This is a genomic window from Rhodoferax sp. TS-BS-61-7 (assembly GCF_002943465.1).
Taxonomy (GTDB): Bacteria; Pseudomonadota; Gammaproteobacteria; order Burkholderiales; family Burkholderiaceae_C; genus Allorhodoferax.
The window spans coordinates 1,073,598-1,097,325 of the sequence record NZ_PTQY01000001.1; the positions used below are offsets into that span (position 1 = coordinate 1,073,598).

At 61.5% G+C, this 23,728-nt stretch carries 27 protein-coding genes; 7 read left to right on the top strand and 20 right to left on the bottom strand.

What is annotated here, in order from left to right:
- Positions 1 to 63: 63 nt before the first annotated feature.
- Genes minE through minC form a run of 3 tightly spaced genes read right to left on the bottom strand, consistent with a single transcriptional unit; the run spans position 64 to position 1,951 of the window.
- Entirely contained in the window at positions 64 to 327 is a 264-nt protein-coding gene (gene minE, locus C5F53_RS05060) for a cell division topological specificity factor MinE (RefSeq protein WP_105260189.1), read from the bottom strand.
- A 3-nt stretch (positions 328 to 330) separates the two neighbouring features.
- A complete protein-coding gene (gene minD / locus C5F53_RS05065) occupies positions 331 to 1,146 on the bottom strand; it encodes a septum site-determining protein MinD (protein ID WP_105260190.1) in 816 nt (271 codons plus the stop codon).
- A 37-nt stretch (positions 1,147 to 1,183) separates the two neighbouring features.
- A complete protein-coding gene (minC, locus tag C5F53_RS05070) occupies positions 1,184 to 1,951 on the bottom strand; it encodes a septum site-determining protein MinC (protein ID WP_105260191.1) in 768 nt (255 codons plus the stop codon).
- Positions 1,952 to 2,369: 418 nt separating this feature from the next.
- Between minC and C5F53_RS05075 the strand changes: the two genes are divergently transcribed.
- A complete protein-coding gene (locus C5F53_RS05075; RefSeq protein ID WP_105260192.1) occupies positions 2,370 to 3,317 on the top strand; it encodes an alpha/beta fold hydrolase in 948 nt (315 codons plus the stop codon).
- A gap of 15 nt (positions 3,318 to 3,332) precedes the next feature.
- On the top strand, positions 3,333 to 4,892 hold the full coding sequence (locus tag C5F53_RS05080) for a GGDEF domain-containing protein (protein ID WP_105260193.1): 1,560 nt from the start codon (positions 3,333 to 3,335) through the stop codon (positions 4,890 to 4,892).
- Between the two features lie 19 nt (positions 4,893 to 4,911).
- Here the strand turns inward: C5F53_RS05080 and C5F53_RS05085 are convergent, their stop codons facing one another.
- Both C5F53_RS05085 and C5F53_RS05090 read right to left on the bottom strand, forming a co-directional pair.
- On the bottom strand, positions 4,912 to 5,121 hold the full coding sequence (locus C5F53_RS05085; protein ID WP_201740788.1) for a DUF2788 domain-containing protein: 210 nt from the start codon (positions 5,119 to 5,121) through the stop codon (positions 4,912 to 4,914).
- On the bottom strand, positions 5,121 to 5,966 hold the full coding sequence (locus tag C5F53_RS05090) for a DUF2189 domain-containing protein (RefSeq protein ID WP_105260422.1): 846 nt from the start codon (positions 5,964 to 5,966) through the stop codon (positions 5,121 to 5,123). The genes C5F53_RS05085 and C5F53_RS05090 overlap by 1 nt, the downstream gene beginning before the upstream one ends.
- Positions 5,967 to 6,073: 107 nt before the next feature.
- On the opposite strand from C5F53_RS05090, the gene C5F53_RS05095 reads away from it, so the two are divergent.
- The gene (locus C5F53_RS05095; RefSeq protein ID WP_105260423.1) at positions 6,074 to 6,439 is read left to right on the top strand and encodes a glutaredoxin; all 366 of its coding nucleotides are present in this window, start codon (positions 6,074 to 6,076) and stop codon (positions 6,437 to 6,439) included.
- A gap of 2 nt (positions 6,440 to 6,441) precedes the next feature.
- On the opposite strand, the gene C5F53_RS05100 is transcribed toward C5F53_RS05095, so the two are convergent.
- Positions 6,442 to 6,924, bottom strand: coding sequence for a Spy/CpxP family protein refolding chaperone (locus C5F53_RS05100; protein WP_105260195.1), 483 nt, complete (start codon positions 6,922 to 6,924; stop codon positions 6,442 to 6,444).
- Positions 6,925 to 7,073: 149 nt separating this feature from the next.
- Here C5F53_RS05100 and C5F53_RS05105 point away from each other — a divergent pair, with 149 nt between their 5' ends.
- Positions 7,074 to 8,030, top strand: coding sequence for a recombination-associated protein RdgC (locus tag C5F53_RS05105; protein ID WP_105260196.1), 957 nt, complete (start codon positions 7,074 to 7,076; stop codon positions 8,028 to 8,030).
- A gap of 24 nt (positions 8,031 to 8,054) precedes the next feature.
- Positions 8,055 to 8,945: a dienelactone hydrolase family protein gene (locus tag C5F53_RS05110; RefSeq protein WP_105260197.1), complete on the top strand. Its 891-nt coding sequence runs from the start codon at positions 8,055 to 8,057 to the stop codon at positions 8,943 to 8,945.
- An 11-nt stretch (positions 8,946 to 8,956) separates the two neighbouring features.
- Here the strand turns inward: C5F53_RS05110 and C5F53_RS05115 are convergent, their stop codons facing one another.
- The 9 genes from C5F53_RS05115 to C5F53_RS05155 form a co-directional block, all read right to left on the bottom strand.
- On the bottom strand, positions 8,957 to 9,460 hold the full coding sequence (locus C5F53_RS05115; protein WP_201740789.1) for a glycine zipper domain-containing protein: 504 nt from the start codon (positions 9,458 to 9,460) through the stop codon (positions 8,957 to 8,959).
- A gap of 125 nt (positions 9,461 to 9,585) precedes the next feature.
- Complete coding sequence (locus tag C5F53_RS05120) at positions 9,586 to 10,335, bottom strand: aspartate/glutamate racemase family protein (RefSeq protein WP_105260199.1); 750 nt, start codon at positions 10,333 to 10,335, stop codon at positions 9,586 to 9,588.
- Positions 10,336 to 10,343: 8 nt separating this feature from the next.
- A complete protein-coding gene (locus tag C5F53_RS05125; RefSeq protein ID WP_105260200.1) occupies positions 10,344 to 11,057 on the bottom strand; it encodes a GntR family transcriptional regulator in 714 nt (237 codons plus the stop codon).
- The gene (locus C5F53_RS05130; protein WP_105260201.1) at positions 11,054 to 11,938 is read right to left on the bottom strand and encodes an ABC transporter permease; all 885 of its coding nucleotides are present in this window, start codon (positions 11,936 to 11,938) and stop codon (positions 11,054 to 11,056) included. Before C5F53_RS05130 ends, C5F53_RS05125 begins: the two co-directional genes overlap by 4 nt.
- A 2-nt stretch (positions 11,939 to 11,940) precedes the next feature.
- Positions 11,941 to 12,852: an ABC transporter permease gene (locus tag C5F53_RS05135; RefSeq protein ID WP_105260202.1), complete on the bottom strand. Its 912-nt coding sequence runs from the start codon at positions 12,850 to 12,852 to the stop codon at positions 11,941 to 11,943.
- 161 nt (positions 12,853 to 13,013) lie between these two features.
- A complete protein-coding gene (locus C5F53_RS05140) occupies positions 13,014 to 14,294 on the bottom strand; it encodes a PotD/PotF family extracellular solute-binding protein (RefSeq protein WP_105260203.1) in 1,281 nt (426 codons plus the stop codon).
- A gap of 85 nt (positions 14,295 to 14,379) precedes the next feature.
- A complete protein-coding gene (locus tag C5F53_RS05145; protein WP_105260204.1) occupies positions 14,380 to 15,420 on the bottom strand; it encodes an ABC transporter ATP-binding protein in 1,041 nt (346 codons plus the stop codon).
- Positions 15,421 to 15,636: 216 nt separating this feature from the next.
- Positions 15,637 to 15,828, bottom strand: a complete 192-nt coding sequence (locus C5F53_RS05150) for a DUF2892 domain-containing protein (protein ID WP_105260205.1) — start codon at positions 15,826 to 15,828, stop codon at positions 15,637 to 15,639.
- Between the two features lie 66 nt (positions 15,829 to 15,894).
- Positions 15,895 to 16,569, bottom strand: a complete 675-nt coding sequence (locus C5F53_RS05155) for a Crp/Fnr family transcriptional regulator (protein WP_105260206.1) — start codon at positions 16,567 to 16,569, stop codon at positions 15,895 to 15,897.
- 128 nt (positions 16,570 to 16,697) lie between these two features.
- Between C5F53_RS05155 and C5F53_RS05160 the strand changes: the two genes are divergently transcribed.
- Positions 16,698 to 17,018, top strand: a complete 321-nt coding sequence (locus C5F53_RS05160; protein WP_105260207.1) for a low molecular weight protein tyrosine phosphatase family protein — start codon at positions 16,698 to 16,700, stop codon at positions 17,016 to 17,018.
- Positions 17,019 to 17,074: 56 nt separating this feature from the next.
- On the opposite strand, the gene C5F53_RS05165 is transcribed toward C5F53_RS05160, so the two are convergent.
- Positions 17,075 to 17,464 carry a nuclear transport factor 2 family protein gene (locus C5F53_RS05165; RefSeq protein WP_105260208.1) on the bottom strand — a complete coding sequence of 130 codons (390 nt, stop codon included), beginning with the start codon at positions 17,462 to 17,464 and terminating at the stop codon, positions 17,075 to 17,077.
- Between the two features lie 162 nt (positions 17,465 to 17,626).
- On the opposite strand from C5F53_RS05165, the gene C5F53_RS05170 reads away from it, so the two are divergent.
- Complete coding sequence (locus tag C5F53_RS05170) at positions 17,627 to 18,496, top strand: AraC family transcriptional regulator (RefSeq protein WP_236635242.1); 870 nt, start codon at positions 17,627 to 17,629, stop codon at positions 18,494 to 18,496.
- Positions 18,497 to 18,597: 101 nt separating this feature from the next.
- On the opposite strand, the gene C5F53_RS05175 is transcribed toward C5F53_RS05170, so the two are convergent.
- The 4 genes from C5F53_RS05175 to C5F53_RS05190 are packed head-to-tail and all read right to left on the bottom strand — an operon-like array spanning position 18,598 to position 23,465.
- Positions 18,598 to 19,893 (bottom strand): biosynthetic peptidoglycan transglycosylase, encoded by a 1,296-nt coding sequence (locus C5F53_RS05175; protein WP_236635217.1) that lies wholly within the window; start codon positions 19,891 to 19,893, stop codon positions 18,598 to 18,600.
- A 39-nt stretch (positions 19,894 to 19,932) separates the two neighbouring features.
- The gene (locus C5F53_RS05180) at positions 19,933 to 20,484 is read right to left on the bottom strand and encodes a hypothetical protein (RefSeq protein WP_105260210.1); all 552 of its coding nucleotides are present in this window, start codon (positions 20,482 to 20,484) and stop codon (positions 19,933 to 19,935) included.
- Positions 20,481 to 21,332, bottom strand: coding sequence for an exosortase Q (gene xrtQ / locus C5F53_RS05185; protein WP_105260211.1), 852 nt, complete (start codon positions 21,330 to 21,332; stop codon positions 20,481 to 20,483). Before xrtQ ends, C5F53_RS05180 begins: the two co-directional genes overlap by 4 nt.
- Before the next feature lie 15 nt (positions 21,333 to 21,347).
- On the bottom strand, positions 21,348 to 23,465 hold the full coding sequence (locus tag C5F53_RS05190) for a VIT domain-containing protein (protein WP_105260212.1): 2,118 nt from the start codon (positions 23,463 to 23,465) through the stop codon (positions 21,348 to 21,350).
- Positions 23,466 to 23,728: the final 263 nt, after the last annotated feature.

The following is a 23,728-nucleotide window of genomic DNA, read 5'->3' on the forward strand; positions in this document are numbered from 1 at the left end:
CAAGCCAAATTGGCCTCTAGCCCCCGTGGATAGTGCGCAAGCAGCTACTAAAATAATAGCAAATTAACGTGCGTCCGGCAGCTCAATCTTGACTTCCAGCGTCTCCAGATTGTCCTGGCGGCCCTGGATAACCTTGATGTCGGCAGGATTGATCTTGACGTATTTGCTGATCACCGCCACCAGCTCGCGCTGGAGTTCGGGCAGGTAGTCGGGTTCGGACGCATTGCGGCCCGAACGCTCGTGGGCCAGAAGAATGGACAGGCGTTCTTTGGCAACGCTGGCCGTGGTTTTCTTCTCACCCAGAAAAAAAGACAGAAGGGAAGCCATGGTTTATTTCCCTCCGAACAGGCGCTTGAGCAAGCCTTGCTTGGGCGCTTCGGTAAACCGCATGGGTTTGTCAGCACCCAAGAAACGGTCGATCACGTCCTTGTAAGCCTCGGACACATCGCTGCCCTGCATGTGCACCGCAGGCACGCCCTGGTTGGACGCTTGCAACACCGATTCACTTTCGGGAATCACACCAATCAGCTTGATGCGCAGGATGTCCTGGATGTCTTCCAGCGACAGCATCTGGCCCTGGTCCACGCGAGCCGGGTTGTAACGGGTGATCAGCAGGTGTTCCTTGATCGGGTCTGCACCGGTCATGGCACGTTTGGTCTTGCTGGCCAACATGCCCAAGATGCGATCGGAATCGCGCACGCTGGAGACTTCGGGGTTGGTCACCACCAAGGCTTCATCGGCAAAGTGCATGGCCATCAGCGCACCGGTTTCAATGCCAGCGGGCGAATCACACACGATGAACTCAAAGTCCATGGCGGCCAAATCGTTCAGCACTTTCTCCACACCGTCTTGCGTCAAAGCGTCTTTGTCGCGGGTTTGGGAGGCCGCCAGCACAAACAGGTTGTCGCACTGTTTGTCCTTGATGAGTGCCTGGTTCAGGTTGGCTTCGCCCTGGATCACGTTGATCAGGTCGTACACCACGCGGCGTTCGCAACCCATGATCAGGTCCAGATTGCGCAGACCCACGTCAAAGTCGATAACCGCAGTCTTGTGGCCACGCAGGGCCAGGCCGGTTGCAAAACTGGCGCTGGTGGTGGTTTTGCCCACGCCACCTTTGCCGGAAGTAACCACAATGATTTTTGCCATGGGTGAAATGTCTTTCGAAATAAAAATAGAAACGGACTCAGGCCTTCAGCGGCTCTATGAGCAGTTTTTCCTGTCCATCGCTGCTCAGCCGCACCTGTGCGGCCTTGCCATGCACGTCTTTAGGAAATGCGTTTTCACTGGTGCGGTAGACACCGGCAATGGACACCAACTCGGGTTCCAGGCACAGGGAAAAAATCCGCGCCTGGGTATTGCCACGCGCACCGGCCATGGCCTTGCCACGCAGGGGCGCATACACATGGATATTGCCATCGGCCGCAATCTCGGCACCCTGGTTGACCATGGCCAACACCACCAGATCACCCCCACGGGCATAGACCTTTTGGCCAGAACGCAAAGGTTTGTCGACCACCAGGGTGGCCGGGCCGGGTACTTCGCGCACCACCTCTTGCACGGTGACCGGGGCAGGCGCTTCGGCCTGTTTGACACGCACCACCTCAGGCGGTGCCTCTACCAGGCCCACCGCCAACGCAGCCGCGGTCCAATCGGGGCTGGCACCCCGCACGGCTACCGGAATCAGGTTGCAGGAGCGCAAAACCTTGAGCAACGGAACCATGTCCTGGACCGGGACGTCAGGCGGCAGCTGAGAAAAATCGATGACCAGCGCATCGTGGTCAAAAAAGTCGGCGCTTTCACTCCCCTGCCCGTATTGCTGCAACAGCTCGGCAGAGACCTTGTCCCAGTTGTCCGACTTCAGGAGCAAGGCCACCAAAGGCAGCTGGGCACTTTTGATTTCAAAGCTGCTGGGCTTGGAAATAGGGGCTGAACCTGCGGAAGAAGCTGGCATGAAGGCGTTTTTTACGGAGGGGTGAACAAAAGCTGCCAAATCTTACTTGATCAACAGGGCTGTTCTGGCTGTTTGGGAGCCCTGTTTTGCAGATGTTCACAAGTTTTTTTCTTCTAGATTTTTAGGTGCACTTCCTGCAAAAAGAAGTTCGCTGCTATTTAACTAAAGTACCTATTTAAAGATAGTAGTAGTAGGTAAGCAAAGCAGTTTTGTGTGGACAAGCTATTTTTTCTTATAAAAATCATGCACTTACGTTGTGTGAACCCATGTGGGTGACCGCGCTTCTGTTTTGCTACCCAATCGGGGATAACTTGTGCCTTTGCAAAAAATCTGTGGATAACTTGTGGCTTGTTAGAAATTTATGCACAGGGTTATTAGAGATCGTGGGGCTGCCAATGACAGAGTACAGTCGCTCACCATGAAATACCTTTTGCGCATCGTGTTGGTGGTGGTTGTCACGTGTTGTGTTTTTTTGGTAGCTGGTCTGTTGGCCACCTGGGCCCCTGACCGCAGTGTGGAAAAACTGGCGCTACGCTGGGCCCAGCCACCCTCCACCTGGTTGGAGGTAGGCGGCATGCGTGTGCACCTGCGTGACGAAGGCCCGCGTGACGACCCCCATCCGATTGTTTTGTTGCATGGAACATCGGCCAGTTTGCACACCTGGGATGGTTGGGCCGCCAATTTGAAGGCCCGCCGCCGGGTCATTCGTTTTGACCTGCCTGCATTCGGCCTCACCGGCCCCCACCCTGCCAATGATTACTCCATGGCCGCCTATGTGCAGTTTGTCACCCAGGTGGTCGATGCCTTGGGGGTCCAGACATTTGTGCTGGCTGGCAACTCCCTGGGTGGGCATATTGCCTGGGCCACCGCTGTGGCACAGCCGCAGCGGGTGAGCCAACTGATTCTGGTGGACTCTGCGGGTTACCCCATTGTTTCCCAGTCGGTGCCGATTGGTTTTGAGCTTGCCCGCTTGCCTGGTCTGCGCCATCTCATGGAATACGTGCTGCCGCGTGGTGTGGTCCAGAGCAGCTTGCGCAATGTGTATGGAGATCCGTCCAAGGTCACGCCTGAACTGGTGGACCGCTACTATGAGCTGACCTTGCGCGCGGGTAACCGGGCTGCGCTGGCTTACCGTTTTCAACAAGGTCTGTCTGGCGACACAGAAGCCTTGAAAACCCTCAAAATACCCAGCTTGGTGATGTGGGGGGCGCGTGACCGGCTGATTCCGCCAGACAATGCCCAAAAGTTTGTGCGGGATTTACCCAATGCCCGCTTGTTTGTATTTGATGATTTGGGGCATGTGCCCCATGAAGAAGACCCCCAGCGCACGGTCGATGCTGTACGTGCCTTCCTGAACATTGTTTAGACACTGTGTACTGCCATGGCCGATAAAAAACCATTTGAAATTGCCCGCGAAACACTCAAGCAGCTGACCGCGCGCAAGCTGGTTCCCACACCGGCCAACTACCTGTCTATTTACAACGAGATTGCCGGCATTCCCCATGTGCCGCACTTTCCGGCCGACATCCTGCGCGACATTTCCCAGTCCCTGCCCACCAAAACACCAGGACAACAAAAGCAGAAAGGTTTGTTGGACTATTCCATCGATCGCCTGAGCTGGGACGGGGTGAAATCCGCTTTGGTGGCGTATGGCGGATTCACCCCAGTGAATGCACCCGACGGTGCTGCGTCTGCAAATGTGGCCAGTTTGCCTGCAGACCCAGGATTGGGCAGCCCTGCACCGGCGGCCCTGACCTCTGAGTTCCTGGCCCAGATTGGTCGATTGATTGAGTACGCACAACCTGCACTGGGCAATGACGATCCCCGCTTCAACGAGCAAACGGAAACACTGGTGAGGGCCTTGCGCCAGCCCGCAACCGACGTGGTTGCCGCCAAACTCATGTTGGTCAACTACAGCCACCGCCTTTCCTTTGCTGCAGAAGACCAAGCGGAAGTTCGCAACACCTTGCTCAAGCTTTTGCATCTGGTGTTTGAAAACATTGGGGAACTCAGTCTTGATGAGCAATGGCTCAAAGGCCAGATGGATGCCTTGATGGAGGCCTCCACTCCACCGCTGACTTTGCGACGCCTGGACGATGTGGAGCGCCGGTTGAAAGACGTCATCTTCAAACAGAAAGATGCCAAGCAAAAAACCCTGCAAGCGCAGAACGAGATGCGCAGCATGCTGGCAATGTTTGTGGAGCGGCTCTCACAAATGACACAATCCACCGGAAACTTCCAGCAAAAGCTGGAAGAGAGTGCCAAGCTGATTGAACAGGCCAAGTCGATTGCCGAGATTGCCCCGGTGCTCAAAGATGTGGTGAGCACCACCCGTTCGATGGCGCAGGAGAGCCAGGTCTCGCGCGAACAGTTGCAAAACATGCGTGTGCGTGCCACGGAAACCGATGCCCAGTTGGCCAAACTGCACCTGGAACTGGACCGGGTGAGTTCTCAGGCGCGCCACGATCCGTTAACAGGTGCCCTGAACCGTAAGGGCCTGGACGAAGCACTGAACCGCGAAGTGTCGAATGTGCGGCGCAAAGACGCGCCTCTGAGCGTAGCCTTGCTCGACATCGACAACTTCAAAAAACTCAACGACACCATGGGCCACGCCACAGGCGACATTGCGCTCACCCACCTGGCCAAGGTGGCGCGTGAATGTATGCGTCCTCAGGACACACTGGCCCGCTATGGCGGTGAAGAATTTGTCATCTTGCTGCCCGATACACCCTTGGACAAAGGGATTGATGCGATGACCCGCTTGCAGCGCGAATTAACCAAAAAGTTTTTCTTGGCAGGGACAGAAAAAGTACTCATCACCTTCAGTGCCGGTGTGGCGCAGCTGATTGCTGATGAAGATGCGGCGGACGCCATCAAACGTGCCGACCAGGCGATGTACCTGGCCAAACGCGCTGGTAAAAATCGGGTGCTGGGCGCCTGAGGCCCTGGCTGATGGGGGCTCAGGGCGTCAGCAGCCACTGAATCACAAATTTGGCGGCAAAACCCACCATGCCAAAGGCCAGGCCCAGAAACAGCACAAAGGTGCCGAACTTTCCGGCCTTGGATTCCCAGGCCAGCTGCCCGATGATGAACAGCATGTAGAGCATGAAGCCGCCCACGCCAAAGCTCAGGCCAAAGCCGGCAATCTGTTCTTCCGAAAACCCGAACATCAGCGTTTGTCCCTCGGTGCATACGGTTCGGAATACGCTTCACGGGCTGGCAGGGCCGAAGCATCTACCAGGTCCCGGTAGGCGTGCCAACTCGCATGGCCCAGCATGGGAATCACGGGAATCAGCCCCAGCAGCAGCGAGCCCAAACCCAGCAGCGTAAAACCCATGATCAGCGCGGCCCAAAACGCCATGGGCACCGGGTTGGCCAGCACCGTGCGCCAGCTGGTCAATACCGCCTGCAGCAAGGAAATGCGGCGGTCCAGCAACAAGGGCATAGACACTACGCTGGAGGCAAACAAGGGCGCCGCCAACACGCCGCCCAGGGCCAGCCACAACTCAAACAACCAGCTGTCTTGCGCCAGCACCACATGGTGCACAAAGTCCAGCGGGGTGTGGATGGGTACCGGTGCCAGCAGGGTAATCAGCGCGGCCGATGTCACCACCCAGCCTGTGGCTGCCAAGGCCAGCAAGGCGCCAAACTGCACCATGCACCAGTAGTCGTTGCCCCATTTGTTGAAATGGCTGTGTTGCCAGTTCAGCCAGGTCTTGAAGACCACGCTCCAGTCGGCTGTTTCTTTGCGCTCCAGCGCGCGGCTCAGTGCGTAGAGGCTGGTTGCCAGCACCGGGGCTACCACCAAAAACCCGGAGAGCGCCCCGGCCAATAGCCAGAAACGCTGGTGGGCCACGGCCACGATGGCGGCGCCCAACATCGCCAGCACAAGCCCATGGGCCACACTGGCCCAGCCCGCGCGCACCATGTCGCGCCACGCCAAGACCAGCCAGGCCATGGGGCGCATCATGTCAATGCTGCGGACCACAGGAGGGGTGAATGGGGGTGTGGGCATAGTGGCCATGCCTAGCAGTGTAGGCCCCGCATGCGGCCCGGACATTGATTTCCATCAAGCCAGCCCTGGCCTGCATAATCCGTGCGCCCTACCCTTTGGAGACTGCCATGCCCCGCCCCATCCTGGAAGAAACCCAGATTCATCCCGCTGTGCGTGCGCGCATTGCGGGCCACCAGCAGGACATCGTGCAGGAAGTGCAGGCCGCCGTTGCCCGTGATGCCGTGGTGGTGGTGGGCATGGGGCTGAACCCCATGCCCAAAAAAGCGCGCGCCGCGTTGGACGCGGCGCGGGTGCCCTACACCTACCTGGAGTACGGCAGTTACCTGAACCAGTGGCGCCGTCGCAACGCCCTGAAAATGTGGACCGGCTGGCCCACATTCCCCATGGTGTTTGTCAAAGGCACGCTGGTCGGCGGTGCCAGTGACGTGCAGGCCCTGATCGCCAGTGGCGAACTGGCCCAGTTGCTCGCCTGAGCTTATTTGCCGCGGCCGCCACGGCTGCCGTGTTTGCCAGCGTGCTGGGCATCAAACAGCTTTTTCTGATCGGCGGACAAGGTCGCGTACAGCGCCTTGGTGGCTTGGTCGCGCTTTTCCATGGCTGTGTTCATGTCCGTCATGTGCTGGGTGCGCAGTGCACGCATCTTGTCCAGGCGTTCTGGTGTGCTCAGCTTCTCCAGCTCGGCACGGTCAGGCCGTTGCTGCGCATCACGGGCGGGTGGTTTCATGGCTGCGGTAAAGGTGGTCCAGGCGCCTTCCTGGGCCGCGGTGATCTTCAGCTTGGCTTTCAGGTCGGCGCTGCGTTTGGCGTGCATCTCTTCCATCTTGGCAGGGTCCATGCGGCGGTGTTCCGCACGCGGTTTGCCATCCATCATGGCGCTGCCATCTTTGTTGGCGAAGGCAGAGACGCCAGCGCCAGCCAGCAGGGTGGCAATGATCAGGGTTTTTAAATGGGTCTTCATCGGGAGCTCCTTAGGTCTTGAACCCGTAGCGGATATCGCCATCAGGTTGAGAGTTAGTGTGCGGCGCGCATGTAACGCTGGCGATTGCGTTGGGATAAGGGTTTGTAAAGTTGCATCACAATGCCCGGTTCTGCAAGAAAAGGGTAAACGTGTTCAAAAACATGATGGTGTACCGCTTGGTGTCGGCCTGGTCGACCACGCAAGCGCAATTGGAAGAGGCGCTGGACGGCGCACGGTTTGTCGAATGTGGCGCGAGCCAGGAGAAGTCGGTGGGTTGGACCGAGCCGCGTGGTCAGGCCCATGGCCCGCTGGTGGAGATCATTGGCGGCCAGTGGCTGCTTAAACTCATGATTGAGGTGAAAACCGTGCCGGGCTCGGTGGTCAAACGCAAGGTGCAGGAACAGCTGCAGCAGATCGAGGCGACGACCGGGCGCAAACCTGGCAAAAAAGAAGCCCGCGAGATCCGCGACGATGCGCGCCTGGCCCTGTTGCCCATGGCCTTTACCAAACAGTCCAGCGTGCTGGTGTGGATCGACCCCAAGGCCGGGCGCCTGGTGCTCGATGCCGGCAGCCAGGCCAAGGCTGACGAGGTGATGACCGCGCTGATCAAGGCCGTGGACGGCCTGGCTGTGCAGCTCATCAACACCCAGGTGTCTCCCGCGGCGGCCATGGCGAGCTGGCTGGGCACGCAAGAGGCACCACCCGACTTTAGTGTCGACCGCGAATGTGAACTCAAGGCCGCCGACGAGTCCAAAGCTGTGGTGCGCTATACCCGCCATGCGCTGGACACCGACGAAGTCGCGCAACACATCGCCCTGGGCAAAATGCCCACCCGCTTGGCCATGACCTGGAACGAACGTGTGTCTTTTGTGCTGACAGAGGCCTTGCAGATCAAGAAAATTGCCTTTCTGGACACCGTGTTCGAAGAAGCGGCCAAGGCAGCGGGCGACGGCAAGGACGACAACTTTGATGCCGATGTGGCGATTGCCACGGGTGAGCTGGTGCAGCTGATTCCGGATCTGCTGGAGGCCCTGGGTGGTGAAGTGGCCCTGGGCGAAAACCCTGCATCCAGCCCTGTTAATACAAACGGAAGCACAACGGGCTAAGCTGCCTTCTTTTTGGAGGCCTCCATGCAACGCAAGACCGCACAAGACTTCGACCAAGAACTGCTGATCCTGTTTGATGCCTATGTGCACGGTCTGGTGGACCGGCGTGGTTTTCTGGAAAAGGCCCAGAAGTTTGCCGTGGGTGGCGCCACGGCTGTGGGCCTGCTGGCGGCTCTGAGCCCCAACTTTGCCATGGGCCAGGTGGTGCCCAAAGACGATGCACGCATCAGCACCCGCATGGTCGATATCCCCTCGCCCGCCGGTTACGGCAGCATCAAAGGCTACCTGGCCCAGCCCGCCAAGGCGGATGGCAAGCTGCCCTGCATTCTGGTGGTGCACGAAAACCGGGGCCTCAACCCCCACATTGAAGACATTGCCCGCCGGCTGGCGCTGGAAGGGTATTTGGTACTGGCGCCCGACGCCCTGACACCGCTGGGGGGTTACCCCGGCGACGAAGACAAGGCACGCACCCTGTTTGCCCAACTGGACCAGACCAAAACCCGCGAAGACTTTGTGGCCGCGGCGGGATGGCTGCAAACCCTGCCGCAGGGCAACGGCAAACTCGGTACGGTGGGGTTTTGTTACGGCGGTGGTATGGCACACACGCTCTCGGTGCGCCTGCCCAATCTGGCGGCGGCCGTGCCCTTCTATGGAAACCATCCGACGCCTGAGGAGGCCGCCAAGGTCAAGGCCCCGCTGCTGATTCACTTTGCGGCGGTGGACGAACGCATCAATGCGGCCTGGCCGGCTTACGAAGCCGCCCTCAAGGCTGCCGGGGCCCGTTACACGGCCCACCAGTACCCGGGCACCCAGCACGGCTTCAACAACGACACCACGCCACGGTTTGATGCCCCTGCCGCCAAACTGGCTTGGGACCGCACGCTGGCCTTTTTTGGCCAGACCTTGCGCAGTTAAACCGGGCTCACTCAGTCGTCATGGCGGTCATGGCCACGGCCGCGACCGTGGTGGTGGCCATGGCCTTTGCCCTTGTGGGGTTTGAAACCATGGCGGTGATCATCGCCGCGGTAACCCGCGCGTTGGTAATAAGGGTTAGGTCCATAGGCCCGTGACTGCGCATGCTGCTGGCTCACACTGCGGCCTACGCCGGCACCCGCAGCACCGCCTACACCGGCGCCCACCACGGCGCCAGTGCGCCCACCCACCGACTGGCCCACGGCCGCACCGGCGGCACCGCCCACGGCGCTGCCAATCACGGCACCGGTCTGGCCCGAGCCACGGGTACTGACGGCCGCACCTGCAGCGCCACCCAGAGCACCCCCCACCACCGCACCTTGTTTGCCACCCATGCTTTGGCCAATGGCCGCGCCGGCTGCCGCACCGGCACCCCCGCCCAACAGCGGTGTCCAGTCGTCCGCGTGGGCGGTGTGCACCAGGGCCAACAGACCCAGCGTGGCCAGTGAAGTGCGCAAGGTCTTTGCAGAAACGGTGTAGATAGTCATGCGATGAAAGGGGCCGTAGCCCGTACCGCCAAACGTGGCGGTTTATGCACCCACAACGCCAGGCCCGGGCGGTGGATGACCCCTCTTACAAGGCTTTACACCTGCAGCAACTGCTTACGTTCGCCCAGGGCCGCCAGGGCTTCGCCCATACCTTCCCATGCGATGGCAAAGCCGTTGTGGGACACGCCCGTAGCGGGTTGTGCCAGTGCCTGGCGGGTACCGGCCTGCACACTGTCAATCACGGGCACGGCCACATGGGCCTGCACCGCTGCAGCCATGCCGGCCAGCCCGGCACCGCCCAGCACCACAGCGCCCACCTGCCAGCGCTCGGCCGCTTCGCGGCAGGCCTGGGCCAGCAGGCCAATGGCGGCCTCGGGGTTGCTGGCCAGCTCGGCCCCGCTGGGCACCACGGTGTGGATGCCGGCCAATGCCGGTGCATGGCCCAGCGTGTAGGCCAGGCGTTCCAGCATGGGTTTCCAGCGCTCGCCCCCGGTCACGATGGCAAAGGGGCCATATTGAGAGGCTTCATGGAACGATGCCTCGGCAAGCCCTGTTACCGGCGCTTGGCTACCTTGGCGCAAGGCCAGCAGGCCGGGGTCACCAAAACAGCCAATCAACACAGCGTCGGGGGCGGGCTGGTCGTCTTGCAGCGCACTGGCCCAGCGGTCCAGCAGCGCATGGGCCGCCACGGCATAACTGGCCTCACAGGCAATGTAGGGCGCACCAAACCGTGCGGTAACGGTGCGCACCATTACCTGTGGGCCGGCCGTGGCCTGCGCGTGGGACTGCAGCAGCGCACTTACATGCACCGAGGTGTTGGGGTTGATAACCAACAGATGGCGCATGGGCCGTGTCAATGGGGTGTGCTGGGATGGCCGAACAGCGAAGCCAGATCCGGCGCCGCCTCTTCTGTGGCGGTGAAGCGGAGTTGGGCTTCCAGCTGTGCCAGATGCTCCCGCATCAGGCGCGCCGCCTCGCGCGCGTCACGCAGGCGGATCGCATCCAGCAGCGCGCGGTGTTCCTGGCAACCACACGAGGTGGCTTCCGCGCGCGCCTGCAAATGGTTATCGCTGTAGGTCATCAAAATCAGCGAGGTGCGCGACACCAGCTCGCGCAGAATGCGGCCCAGTGTCTGGTGGTCCGAGGCATTGGCAATGTGCAGGTGAAAGTCGCCCGAGAGGCGGATGGCGCGGCGCATGTCACCCGTAGCGCGGGCTGCCTCTTCGTCGTTGATGCACTGGGTGAGCACGGCAATGTCATCGGCCGTGGCGCTGGCGATGAAACATTCGATCAGCGTGGGCTCGATCATGCGGCGCACCTCAAACACTTCGCGCGCTTCTTTCTCGGTGGGCTGGGCCACCATGGCGCCGCGGTTGGGGATCAACGTCACAATTTGTTCATTGGCCAGGCGCACCAGCACGGGCCGAATGCGGGTGCGCGACACGCCAAAGGCGCTGGCCAGTTTCTCTTCAATCAGCTTGGTGCCGGGCGGCAGGCGGTGGTCCAGGATGGTGGCCACCATACGCTCGTAAATCTCGTTTTCGGTCAGGGCAACAAATTCGCTCATGGGGTGTGCTTTGCGCGCTGGCGCCGGGCCAGCAGGGAGGACAGGCCTACCGCCAGTCCCATCACCAGAAACGATACCACCATGGTCACGGTGCCCAGGGCGTAGATGGACGGTGTGGTCACCGTGGTGGTGAGCCCCTGCAGCTCCAGCGGCAAGGTGTTTACATCACCAATGGCCTGTGAGGTGCGGGCAATTTCGTCCCAGCTCAAGGTAAAACCAAACATGCCAATGCCCACGACGGACGGTGCTATCAGCGGCAGCACCACCTGGCTGAAGGCCTGCCAGGGTGTGGCGCCCAGGTCGCGCGCAGCCTCTTCATACGCCGGGTTAAAGCGGTTGAAGATGGCAAACATGATGAGCAAGCCAAAGGGCAGCGTCCAGGTCAGGTGCGCACCCAGGGCCGAGGTGAATAAGCCAAGCGAAGTGCCATAGCCTTCCAGCGTCGTTTGCATGCCCAGCGTCTCCAGCGCCGCCTTGATGCCGGTGTCCAGCAAACGGAACTCCAAACCAATGCCCAGCGACACGATGATGGACGGCATGATGAGGCTGGCTACCACGATAAAAAACAGGGCGTTGCCCCCCGCCAGTTTTTTGCGAAACGCCAACCCCGCCAGCACCGACAGCACCACCGTCAGGGCCATCACAGCCAGGCCCAGGCCCAGCGAACGTTTGAGCGCGGCGCCAATGTCCACCACGCCCAGGCCCTCGGCCAGCTTGTAAAACCAGTGCAGCGATACGCCCCGCATGGGAAAAGTCAGTCCGCCTTCAGGCCCCTGAAAACTCAGCACCACGATGACCAGCATGGGCCCGTACATGAACAGCACAAACAGCGCAAAGAAGGCAGCCAGCAACCAGAAGGCGGGAGAACGTTGTTCTTGCATGGTCACAGCTCCTTGCGAATATCAACCATGCGGGTCAGGGCCCAGATGATCATCAGCACGATGGCGAGCAGGATGACTGCATTGGCCGCAGCCAGCGGGAACTGCAGGTAGTTGGTCTGCACCTGGATGATTTTGCCGATGGAGGCGATCTGTTGGCCACCCATCACACCAATGGTCACGAAGTCGCCCATCACGATGGTGATGACAAAGATGGAGCCAATGATGATGCCGGTGCGGCACAGCGGCACGATGACGTTCCACAGCGTTTGCCAGGCGGTGGCGCCGCTGTCGCTGGCGGCCTCGATCAGGCTGCGGTCAATCCGCATCATGCTGTTGAAGATGGGCACGATCATGAACATGGTGTAGAGGTGCACAAAGGCCAGCACCACCGAAAAATCCGAGAACAGCAGCCACTCGATTGGCGTCTCAATAGTGCCCATGCCCATCAGCGTCTGGTTCACCAGGCCATTGCGGCCCAAAAGCGGCACCCAGGCAATCATGCGGATCACATTGCTGGTCCAGAACGGGATGGTGCACAACACAAACAGCAGCGTCTGCACGCTGCTGGAGCGCACATGGAAGGCCAGGAAGTACGACACCGCAAAACCCACCACCAGCGTGATCAGCCACACCAGGAAGCTGAACTTGAAGGTGGAGAAATAGGTTTTAAAAGTGACACACCAATCACTGGTGTTGCTGCAGCCTTCAAAAATGGCGATGTAGTTCTTGAAGGTAAAACCGGGCAATAACTCGTATTCGTTGAAGTCCCAGAAACTCACCATCACGATGAGGGCGAGTGGAACCAAAAAGAAGAGCGCAAACACCGTGGTGAGCGGCAAGGCCTGCCACCAGGCCGCGAGGGTGCGACCCGGGGCTGCTGCCGCCGGAAGTGAGGGTGTTGAAGGTGCGCTCATAAGTGCCTATCCGTATACCAAGGTAGTTAGGGCCCGCCCAAGGCGCGCGTAGCGTCGCCCGTTCCAGAAACACCGCGGGACTGGCTTTGCCAGACCGCTGGTGTTGCCCCCTTTCAAGGGGGGGAACAGGCGACACGCAGTGCGCCTGGACGGGGGTGCGGCTACGCCGCTACAAATTCATTCCATTTCTGGACCATGTAGTTGTTTTCGTCCATGACCGCGTTCCAGCAGGCAATGCCGCCCATGCGCGCTTCGTAGCTGCCGCCGTCGCGGACCTGGCCGGCCTTGGCCAGCACGTCGCCAGTGGGGCTCTTGATGTCTTGCGTAGCGGGTTTGCCTTCCATCCAGTAGGCCCATTCGTACGCGTCCATCTTGCTCTTGGCGGTGTCCAGCACGGCGCTGTAGTAGCCCTGGCGGTTCAGGTAGGCCCCGGCCCAGCCGTCCAGGAACCAGTTGATGAACTCGTAGGCACCGTCGAGTTTTTTGCCGGACAGCGTGGCGGGCAGACCAAAACCGGCAGCCCAGGCGCGATAACCCTCTTTCAGCGGCTGGAAGTTACAGGCAATGCCCTTGGTGCGCACGGCCGTCACGGCAGGCGACCACATCGACTGGATCACCACTTCGCCCGAGGCCATCAGGTTGACGGACTCGTTGAAGTCTTTCCACAGGCTGCGGAACTGGCCAGCCTTCTTGGCTTCAATCAGGGTCTTGATGGTCAGGTCAATTTCCTTCTTGGTCATGTTGCCCTTGTCGGGGTACTTGTAGATGCCCATGGCTTCCACCACCATGGCCGCGTCCATGATGCCGATGGAAGGAATGTTCAAAATCGCGGCCTTGCCCTTGAATTCGGGGTTCAGCAGCTCCGCCCACGACGAGATGGGGCGTTTGATCAGGTCGGGGCGGATGCCCAGCGTGTCGGCGTTGTACACGGTGGGGATCAGGCTCATGTACTGGGTGGGGCTCTTGGCAAACACCTTGCTCTTTTCGCCTTCGAGGTAAATCACCTTTTTGGGCGCTGTGCCCTGGTCGCCCACGGCCTTGCCGGCCACCATGCCGGTGGTAAACAGGCTGGTGATCTTGTCCGCGTTTTTGATGCGCTTGACGTCAATGCCCTTGAGGTTGCCGGTGGGCACGATCTTCTTGAGCGAGAAATATTCGGTGTCGATCAGATCAAAGCTGTTGGGCGCAGTGACGGCGCGTTTGGTCACGTCGTCGGTGGTCACGGCCACGTACTGGATCTTGATGCCGGTGTCTTTCTCAAACTTCTCCGCAATCATCTTGTCCTGGTTCACCGCGGTGCCGAGGTAACGCAGCACGATGGGCTCGGCCGAGTGCACCGCAGGGAAGATGCCCGCGGCCAGAATACCGGCGGTGCCCTTGAGCAGGCTACGGCGCTGCACGGGGGCAGCGGTGGAGAGGGTGTCTTTCAGATCGTCAGCCATGGGAAAACTCCTTGTGAAGTGCGGGAGGGGGGTTAAAAACTTCTTGCGAAGACAGGGAAACACGGGGGCTCGGGGGCGTGTGGCCTCAGAGCGGCAAGGGGTGGGCCGCAGCGGGCGCCCAGCTCAGCTGCACCGTTTCCCCCACGCCATACGGGCGCTGGGCAAAGGTGGCTTCGGACACCATCACCGACAGCTCGGCCGTGGTGTGGGCGGTGTAGGTGGCGCCTGCGCTTTGCAGGCCCAGCAGCACATAGGTGCCCTGGTACTCCACATCGGTAATCACGGCGCGTTTGGTGTGGGGCGCATCAGTGTTGGCGCTGGTGGCCGGGCTCACCTGCATGTGGTCGGTGCGCACCCCAATCTTGCCGCCCGCGGTGTCCAGCACGTTGTGCCCACCCATAAAACGCGCCACAAACTCGCTGCTGGGCTGGTTGTAAATCTCGTGCGGGCTGCCCACCTGCTCAATCACCCCGTGGTTCATCACCACCATGGTGTCGGCCAGGGCCATGGCCTCTTCCTGGCTGTGGGTCACGTGGATAAAGGTCAGGCCCAGCTCCTTTTGCCAACGGCGCAACTCGGCACGCATCTGGATGCGCAGAAAGGGGTCGAGTGCGGAGAGCGGTTCGTCCAGCAGCAGCACGCGCGGCTGGGTAATCAGGGCACGCGCCAGCGCCACACGCTGTTGCTGGCCACCCGACAGCTCCGCCGGCTTGCGGTCGGCCAGGTGGCCCATGGCCACGCGCTCCAGCAGGTCCTGTGCCTTGGCATGGCGCGCCAGCTTGTCCACGCCCTTCATCTTCAGGCTGAAGGCCACGTTGTCCAGCGCGCTCAGGTGGGGGAACAGCGCAAAGCTCTGGAACATCATGGCCGTGCCGCGCTCGGCGGCGGGCAGGTCGGTGATGTTGCGGTTCTCCAGCAGGATGTCGCCGCTGCTGGCCGACTCGTGCCCGGCAATCATGCGCAGCGTAGTGCTCTTGCCGCAGCCCGAAGGACCCAGCAGACAGCAGTAGCTGCCGCTGGCAATGCGCAGGTTGATGTTGTCCACGGCAGGCTTGCCCTGGGCGTAGCGTTTGCTCAGTCCAACAAGCTCAATGGCCGCGGCCTGCAGTGGGGTGGTGGCGTTCATGCCAAACCCTACGCAAAGCCTGTGCCAGCTTTGTACACAATGTTTTTACAGCATTGTGTACAAAATGCACCGGGTTTGTGCAGTGCAGCACCCCAAAGGCGCAAACCGGTGCGCGCGGCTTTGGTGCGGCAACCTTGCGGTTGCCTGGTGTTTAGGTGTCAAATCAGCTGCTAGCGCTTATGGATATTGCGCGAGCAGCTATCTATTTGATAGTGGTTAGCTTTTCATCTTGCAGGTGCTGAACCCGAAGATGGCATAAGGCGGGCACCAGCCCATCAGGCCGGTAGCCAGGGGCACGGCACCCAGCCAGCCCCACCAGCCCACGGTGCCCGTGGCCGCCAGGCCGACTAGAACGGCGCCAGCGGCTATGCGGATGATGCGGTCAACGCCGCCAACGTTTGCTTGCATGGAATCACTCCTTGGTTGTGTTGGAGTGATTGGACGCCTGCCTGGCGCCTTTGTCTGTGACTTAAGTCACCCAGTGGTGTGGGCCGCGGTGGATGCTTGCCCACCCGCTACGGCACGCAGCGCCTGGCTGTTGAGGATGTGGATATGCTCCCGCCCCAGCGTCAGCCAGCCCGCGTGCTCAAACCGGCGCAACAGGCGTGTCACTATCTCGCGCACCGTGCCCAGCTCATCGGCCAGCGTCTGGTGCGAGAGGTGCAAGTCTTGCCCTCGCCCCAGTAGCGCCGCCGCCAGCCGCTGGTCCAGCTTCTGGAAGGCCACCGCATCCACCAGACTGGTCAGCTCCGCCATGCGCTCGGCAAACAGGCCCAGCACCAGCTTGCGAAACGCAGGAACCCCCAGCCACTCCTCAAACAGCGTGGGCGTAATCATCAGCAGCGTGCTGGCCTGGGCGCTCACCCCTTGCGCACCCAGTGGCAGTCCGCGAAACAGGCTGGCACTGCTGACCAGGCACAGCTCACCGGGCCGCACCCGGTACAGCTCCAAACTGCGCCCATCCTCCGCATGGCAGGCCACCCGCACCTCCCCCGCCAGCACCAGCGGAAACCCCTGGCACGGTGCGCCCTGTGCAAACAACTGTGTACCTGCGGGAACGGAAACCGCCGGAGCCTGCGCCTGCAGCGCCGCCAGGTCTGGGGCCAGGGGTTCCAGGTCGGGGTAGAGGCTAAGCAGGTGGGTAAGCATAGTTAGGCATCATATCGGCCCCCAGCGCCCGTGGAATATGCGCAAGCAGCTACTGTTTTAATAGCGCGTTGCGCACGCCCGAAAAGGGTTTGGGGCCTAAAATGTTTGCACTCTCTGTGCAACGTCCCATGAACCTTCTTTTTGTCTGCAGCCGCAACCAGTGGCGCAGCCCCACCGCCGAACAGGTCTGGCGCAAGCACCCGGGCCTGTCGGTGCGCTCCGGTGGCACCAGCCGCATCGCCCGCCACCCGGTGTCTGAGGCCGACATCCTGTGGGCGGATGTGGTGTGTGTGATGGAGGACAAACACGCCTCCCAGCTCAAGGCCAACTTTCGCGATCTACTGCAGGGCAAGGCCCTGCACGTGCTGGATATTCCGGACGACTACCGTTACATGGACCCGGTATTGGTGGAGCTGGTGCGCGAGGGCGTGGCCCCCCTGCTTCTCTAGTTCCGCATCTTTGAGGTGCTGAACCCGAAGATCGCATAGGGCGGGCACCACGCGGATCACTGGCCCCAGAAAGCATCCTCTTGCGCTTGGTCGCTGGAGAACAGCTTGACTTCAACGATCTTGCCGCCCTCGATGCGGATCAAATCCACACCCGCTTGCTCCATCGTGAGGCCATTGGCCTCACCCGCAAATTCGATGGTGATGGCGACCCAGTCGCCATTGGCCATGTAGTGGTCGGCCCGGGTGATGGCGAACGTGCCTTTGGATACTTCCACCATCGCGCCCAGCATCGGGCCTACAGCCGCCATGCCGCGGTGTGTGCCGGAAAACCGGTTCTTGCCTGGCTGGTGCCAGATGACGTCGGGCGAAATGAGGCTGCCCAGGGTGGCTTGGTCGTTGGTTTGCACGGCCTTGATGTAAGCCTTGGCGATGTCGATGGTGTTCATGGTGTGTTCCTGTGTTGATTCGGGTATGGTGATTGTTGGACAATCAAGACCCATAAGCACGGTACATACGGTTCTATTGCTGATACATATTGGACTTTCGACCAAGCCTCGTGCAAGACCAGCAAAGTGACACAGCCTGCGTCAGGAGGGATGAACGTGACGATGGAGATTCAGCGCCTGGGTTACCAACCGCAAGCGCCCTACCGGCTCGACCTGGAGGTTTTTTCGGTGGCCGACCTGAGGCTTCGGGCCAAGGAAGAATTGCGCCAAACCCATCGGTACGAGTTCCACACGGTGGTGTGCGTCACGCAGGGCACCTGCACGCAAATAGTGGACTTCCAATCGATCGTCTGTGCGCCGGGGTCGCTGCTGGTGGTGCGGGCAGGCCAGGCCCACAACTACGGCGCAGATGCAGATTGGGACGGCTGGAACCTGCTGTTCCGCCCGGAATTTGTCTTGCCGGTGTCAACAACTTCGCACGATCTCAAGCTCGCGCTGGATTTGGAACGACTGCCTGAACACATGGTCCTTAGTGACCCAGAGCTGCGCAAGGCAACGGACTTGTTTCAGCAGATGCACGAAGACACGATGATGGATGCGCCGCAGGAAGACGTGCACAGATTGCTGCGCCACCAGCTCCACACGCTGTTGACGCGCTTGAGCATTTTGCAAGGCAGACACCAAACGCAGGAGCCGCTGGTGTCGCCCGCATCGCAACGTTTCCAGCGTTTTCAGCAACTGGTGGACAAGCGCTTCGCGCAATGGCACCAGGTGGCCGACTACGCCAGCCAACTCGGCTACACCGAAAAGAGCCTGGCGCGTGCAGTGGCCGCGGCAGCGGGCACAACAGTCAAAGCCTTCATCGCAGCGCGTATCAATCTGGAGGCGAAGCGCCTGCTCGTGCATTTGGACATGCCCGTCGCCACGATCGCCGAGAAACTAGGTTTCGACGAGCCCACCAACTTCAGCAAGTTCTTCAAGCGTGAAGTCGGCTGTACCCCGGCAGAATTTCGAAAGCGACAAAGGGGTTAAAGCCAGCACAGGGGTACCGGGGTGGGTAGTGACTGAACGATGGAATGTGCATAGTTATGCATGATATTGGCCTCTAGGCCTCATGAAATATGCGCAAGTAGCTATTGTTTTGATAGTCCAGCGAGGCGGCTGGTGGTGCGCTCGGGTGGCCCCATAACTGCCAGATCGGCCAGCAGCTGGTTGCGTTCTGTCCGGCGCAGCGGCCGCAAGCCAGCCGCCACCCACTGCGCGCGTTCGAGGTTGATGCTGCCGCGCGCCTTCCAGCGCTGGGCTTCCAGAGCGGGGTTATGCAGCATCGCGGCCAGCCAAACGGCTTGGGCAGCGGTGAGCTGGTCGGCACGTTTGCCAAAGTAGGTGTGGGCTGCGGCCTGGGCGCCGCACACGGTGGCCCCCCAGGGTGCGTGGCTGAGGTAGAGCTGCAGAATGCGGGCCTTGCCCAATGTCTGCTCCATCTCCACCGCATAAAGCAGTTCGCGCAGCTTGCGCACCGGCGAGCGTTCGCCGCCCGTGACCAGCAGCTTGGCCACCTGCTGCGATAGCGTACTGGCGCCGCGCAAGGTGGCGTCCTCTGCCTGGTTGCTGCGCAGGGCCTTGTTCATCTCCATCAGGTCGTAGCCCGGGTGTTCATAAAAGCGTTGGTCCTCGGCGGCCAGCACAGCGCGGGCCAGCACGCTGTCGGCGCGCAGCGTCGTCTTCGCCATGGCCACGGGCAGGCCCTGGCTGCATTGGCTTTGCGCCTGCGCCCAGGCTTCGGTGCCCAGGCCCTGCACGGCCATGCCTTCCAGGCGCGGCTGCACCGTCAGTGCTTTGCCGGGCAACTCCAGCTTGGCCTTCAGCGAAAACGTGCCGTCGATCTGCGCGGTGGCGACTTCGGGGATGGCGTTGGCAAACAGCGCGTAGCCAGCGGCCACCGGGGTGCTGGGTACATCGATGTGCAAGGTGATGCCAGCGGGGCGCAGCGCGCCATGCCAGGTGGCGGTGACGGCACCGCTCTGCAGCGTGCCGCGCAGCTCGGTGGCGTTGCGGCGCACGGTCATGCGCACGTCTTGCAGGCGCAGTGGCTCACCGCCCCAGCTGCTGCTGCGCAGCGTGCAGGGTTGGCAGTGCAGGCTGAGTTGCTGGGTGATGTCATCCCACGCCAGGTGCACATCGCCCAGGCGCGTAGGCAGGGTGCGGCCGTGCAGCTGCTTGGCAATCCAGGGCGTGCTGCCCCACTGCACGAGCGCGGCCACGCCCACGTCCATCTTCAGCGGGCCCACGCGCAGCGTGGTGGCCCAGTCCCCCGGCGCCGGGCGCACGATGGCCTGCGCCGCAAACAACAAGGCACTCAGGCCCAGCATGGCCAGCACCGCAGCAATAACCAAAACCCGGGCCGTAGCCCACAGCAGTTTGCGCACAACATCATCCTTGCAAGAACACAACAGGCTTCAACAGGCTTAGAGCGGGGTGGCCACGGTGATGGCCTTCCACGGCCCCGTGGACTGGCCTGCGGCAGACGCCCAATACCAGGCGGACGTATCGGTAAAGCCCTGCCCTTGCGCGTCTTCAATGCGTTCGCACACGCGCACGGCGCGGCCACCGCGTTCGGCGATAAAGCAGCGCCAGCGGGTCTTGTCTGCTTGCTCTTCCAGCTGCTCGTTGCGAATGCGGTAACCCAGGCCGCGGTAGCAGTCGGTGGCTGGGTGCAGCATGCGCGTGGGGCGGTCCACCGTGCGCAGCACCAGTACCTGGCGGCCATCGGTCAGGCGCGCCAGCGTGCCCGGAAAGTGTTTGGCAAAGCGCAGTTCCACTTCGCTGAGCGCCAACGGGCGCAGCGGCGCGCCTTGCCATTCGGTGAGTAACTCCACATGTGGTGTGTCCGGGTCGCGCATGACAACCTGCCCTGTGAGTGCCTGGGCAATGCCCCACAGCGCGCACAGCGGCAGCACAAGTGTCCACAGCGTCTTGTGCAACACGCGGTTCAGAAACCGGTTTTCCAGAAAGCTCATGATGTCGCACGCTCCAATGTGCCTGTGCGGCCCATGGCCCAGGCAATGCCACCGCACACTGCGGCCAGCACCAGCAGGCCCACGGCGTCATGGCCCCAAGCGGGCAGCGGTGTGCCCGATGCCTGGGCGCCCACCAGCACGGTGTTACGCAGCACATTGCCCAGCAGCACCAGCACACCCACCAGAGGCAGGCGCAGCAGGAAGCGCCGGTTGGTCTGGCCCGTAGCCAGCGCAATCACACAAGCGGTGAAGTACCCGAGCCACGCCATCTGCACACCCGAGCAGGGTGCGTCCACGATGATGAGTTGGCCGTTCACCACCAGGCTGCTGCCCGTGCGCTCCACGGTGTGGGCCATGGACAGCAACCAGCGGCTGATTTCCGCCGTGACCACACGCAGTGGAAAGCCCGCATAAAACTGCAGAGAGGCCAGTAGCGGCAATGAGAGCACGGACAGACCCAGCACCGGTGCAGTGGCTACGCGGGCAGGCAAAAAGGCAATGAGCCCTGCAGCCACCGACAGCAGGCCGACGAGCGCCACCACCAAGTCCGGCAACTGCTGGTGCAAGGCCGTGGTGAGTACGGCACCGGTGAGCGCTATCGCCTGAAAACCGAGGCGCGGTGCGGCGCGCAGGTGTTTGCGGTGCTGCCACAGCAGCCCACCCAGGGCGGCCAGGGCCAGCAGCCCCAGCGGGTCGTCCGAGCCGTCCACCATGCGCTGGCCCATCCACCACCAGGTGGGCCACAGCGCCAAGGCCAGCAGGGTTAGCCAGCGCCACTCGGGTGCGGTGTCCAACGCGATGCCAAAGCGCACAAAGCGGGGCATGTGCAAAAGGCGGGGCAGTGCCATGGCCGAATCTCCTGCTTAGCTGGTGTAGTGGTGTGCGCGGGTTTGTGCGCGGCGGCGGCGGTGCGCCAGCATGGCCAGCACCGACAGCGTCACCAAGATCGCACCCCAAGTGGCAGGCTCCGGCGTGCTGGGCACCTCTGCACCCAGGGCCGAGTTCTCCACACCCTGTGGCAGCGGCGAAGGCTGGTTCACGCTGGTGCTATCCGCAGGTGCCTTGTTGCGTACCACCTGGTCCACGGCCAGGAAGCTGGTGTATTGCGTGAGCAGGCTGTATTTCAGGCCCAGGTCGGTGATGGCATCTTTGGCGGCGCTGCCGCCTTCCAGGGCTTCCTGGTCGCTGAGTGCGGCAATGCGGTGGCGGGCCCACAGATGGCGCAGTGCGGCGGTATCCGTCGCGTTGCCGGCGTTGATAGGCATGCTGAAGTGCAGAGGGCCGCCGGCCGAGTTGCCGTCCACGATCAGCGTGCCCTTGGCCTCACCCTTCCATTTGCCAAACACGATGAGCGGGCGCTGTGCCAGCAGGTCGGGCAGCTGGCGGGGTTCCACGTCGTATACGTCCAGGCCTTCAAAGCGCACCTTCACATTGGTGAGCACGGGGGAGTCGATCATTTTGCGGAAGCGGGCGGCTTGTTCGGCGGCCTCGGCGGGTTTGGTGATGATGAAGGGTTCGCCCATGCCCGCACGGGCCAGGCCTTCCATGAGGTGGCGGTTCACGCTGGAGCCGATGCCGAACGAAAACACGTTGGCGCTGGAGAGGTTGTTGCGCACCAGCTCAAAGGCTTCGCGCTCCACGGTCACATAGCCGTCGGTCACCACCACCACGGTGCGTGAGGTGTCGGCGTTCTTGGGCTGGGCATAGACGCGCTTGAGCGCGGGGATCAGCTCGGTGCTGCCTCCGCCACCTTGTTGGTCGATGGTGCGGATGGCCTGGTCAATGTTGGCCTTGGTGGCGGGCACTGACGTAGGGTTCAAGAAGCTGTTGCTGCCCGAAAACAGCAGAACATTGAAGGTATCGCTGGGGCGCAGGGCGCCAATGAGTTCGCGCAACACGCCCTTGGCCGTGTCCAGCGGAAAGCCGTGCATGGAGCCCGAGATGTCCACGACAAAGATGTATTCGCGCGGCGTGATGGCCGTGGCGGCCGGGGCCTTGGGCGGCTCCACCATGGCCAGGAAGAAGTTCTCGTCCTGGCCCTTGTAGAGCATCACGCCCGTCTCGATCTTGTCGCCCGCCAGGCGGTAGTTCAGGATGAAGTCGCGGTTGTTGGTCGGCTCGGCCGTGGGGTTCAGGCCCACCACGGTGGCGCCGCCCTGCTCGGTGTAGCTGCTGATGGTGTGCGAGCTGGAGCGCACCTCTTTCACGCCAATGGGCGTGTTCAGCGTCACGTGGATATCAAACGCAGGCGCGGCCACGCTGGTGGGTGTGTTCTGGCCCTGGGGCAGCATGGGCTGGGCCACCCAGGTGGCGTTGGCCTGGCTGCTCTGCGGGCTGTTGTAGCGCGGTCCCACCACGGTGGGGAAGACGAACTGGTAATTGCCATCCGTGGGCAGCAGCAGTTCGGTGTAGCGGAGCTCCACTTTCACGTCGTCGCCGGGCATGATGTTGGCCACATTCATTTGGAACACATTGGGCAGGTGCTGCTCCAGCAGCGCGGCGGTCTTGCCTTCTTGCTTGGCCGCGTCGTATTCGATCTTGGCCTGCTGCTTCTCGCGGATCTTGGCGGTGATCAGGCGGTCCGCCAAGCGCACGTTCATGCCGTGCACTGCGGCGCGCGTGGAGCCGGGGAACACGTACTTGGCTTCGATGGCGCGCTGGCCTTCGTTCTTGTAGGTCTGCACCACGGTCACGTCGGCAATCACGCCGCTGACCTTCACATTCACCTGGGTGGACTTGAGCGGCAACTGGTCCACACCAGGGTTGTCGCTCTTCACGAAGAAGTAGGGGCTCTCGGTTTTGAGACGAGGCGCCGCGTCGCGGTCTTGCGCGTGGGCCGGGGGGCTGATGGCCAGCGCTACAAAGCAGGCAGCAGACAGTGTGGTGGTGGCCAGCCAGAGCCAACGCGAAAGCGGGCCAGTGGTGCGCGCGGGCGGCTCAGTGGCGGCATCGGGGGCCGGGTGGGTAGCAACAAGTGCCATGGGACTTCTCCATTCGGCGTGCGGTATTGCACGGTGGAGAGAGCATCCCGCCGGGGGGAGAAGTCAGTTTGAAGCGGCTAGGGGCTTGTGTGAAGTCTGTGTGAAAACGGGGTGAAGGCTGCAATCGCGACTCAAGAGGTCATTAGTGGTGGTGTATAGCCGGGGGTCTATGTTGAGCTCATTGCTGACCCATCTGGAAAACTAAATCTGTCGAAAGCACGAGCTGAATTGTTTCGGTCATCCTGAATGCGCCAGCCTTTGGA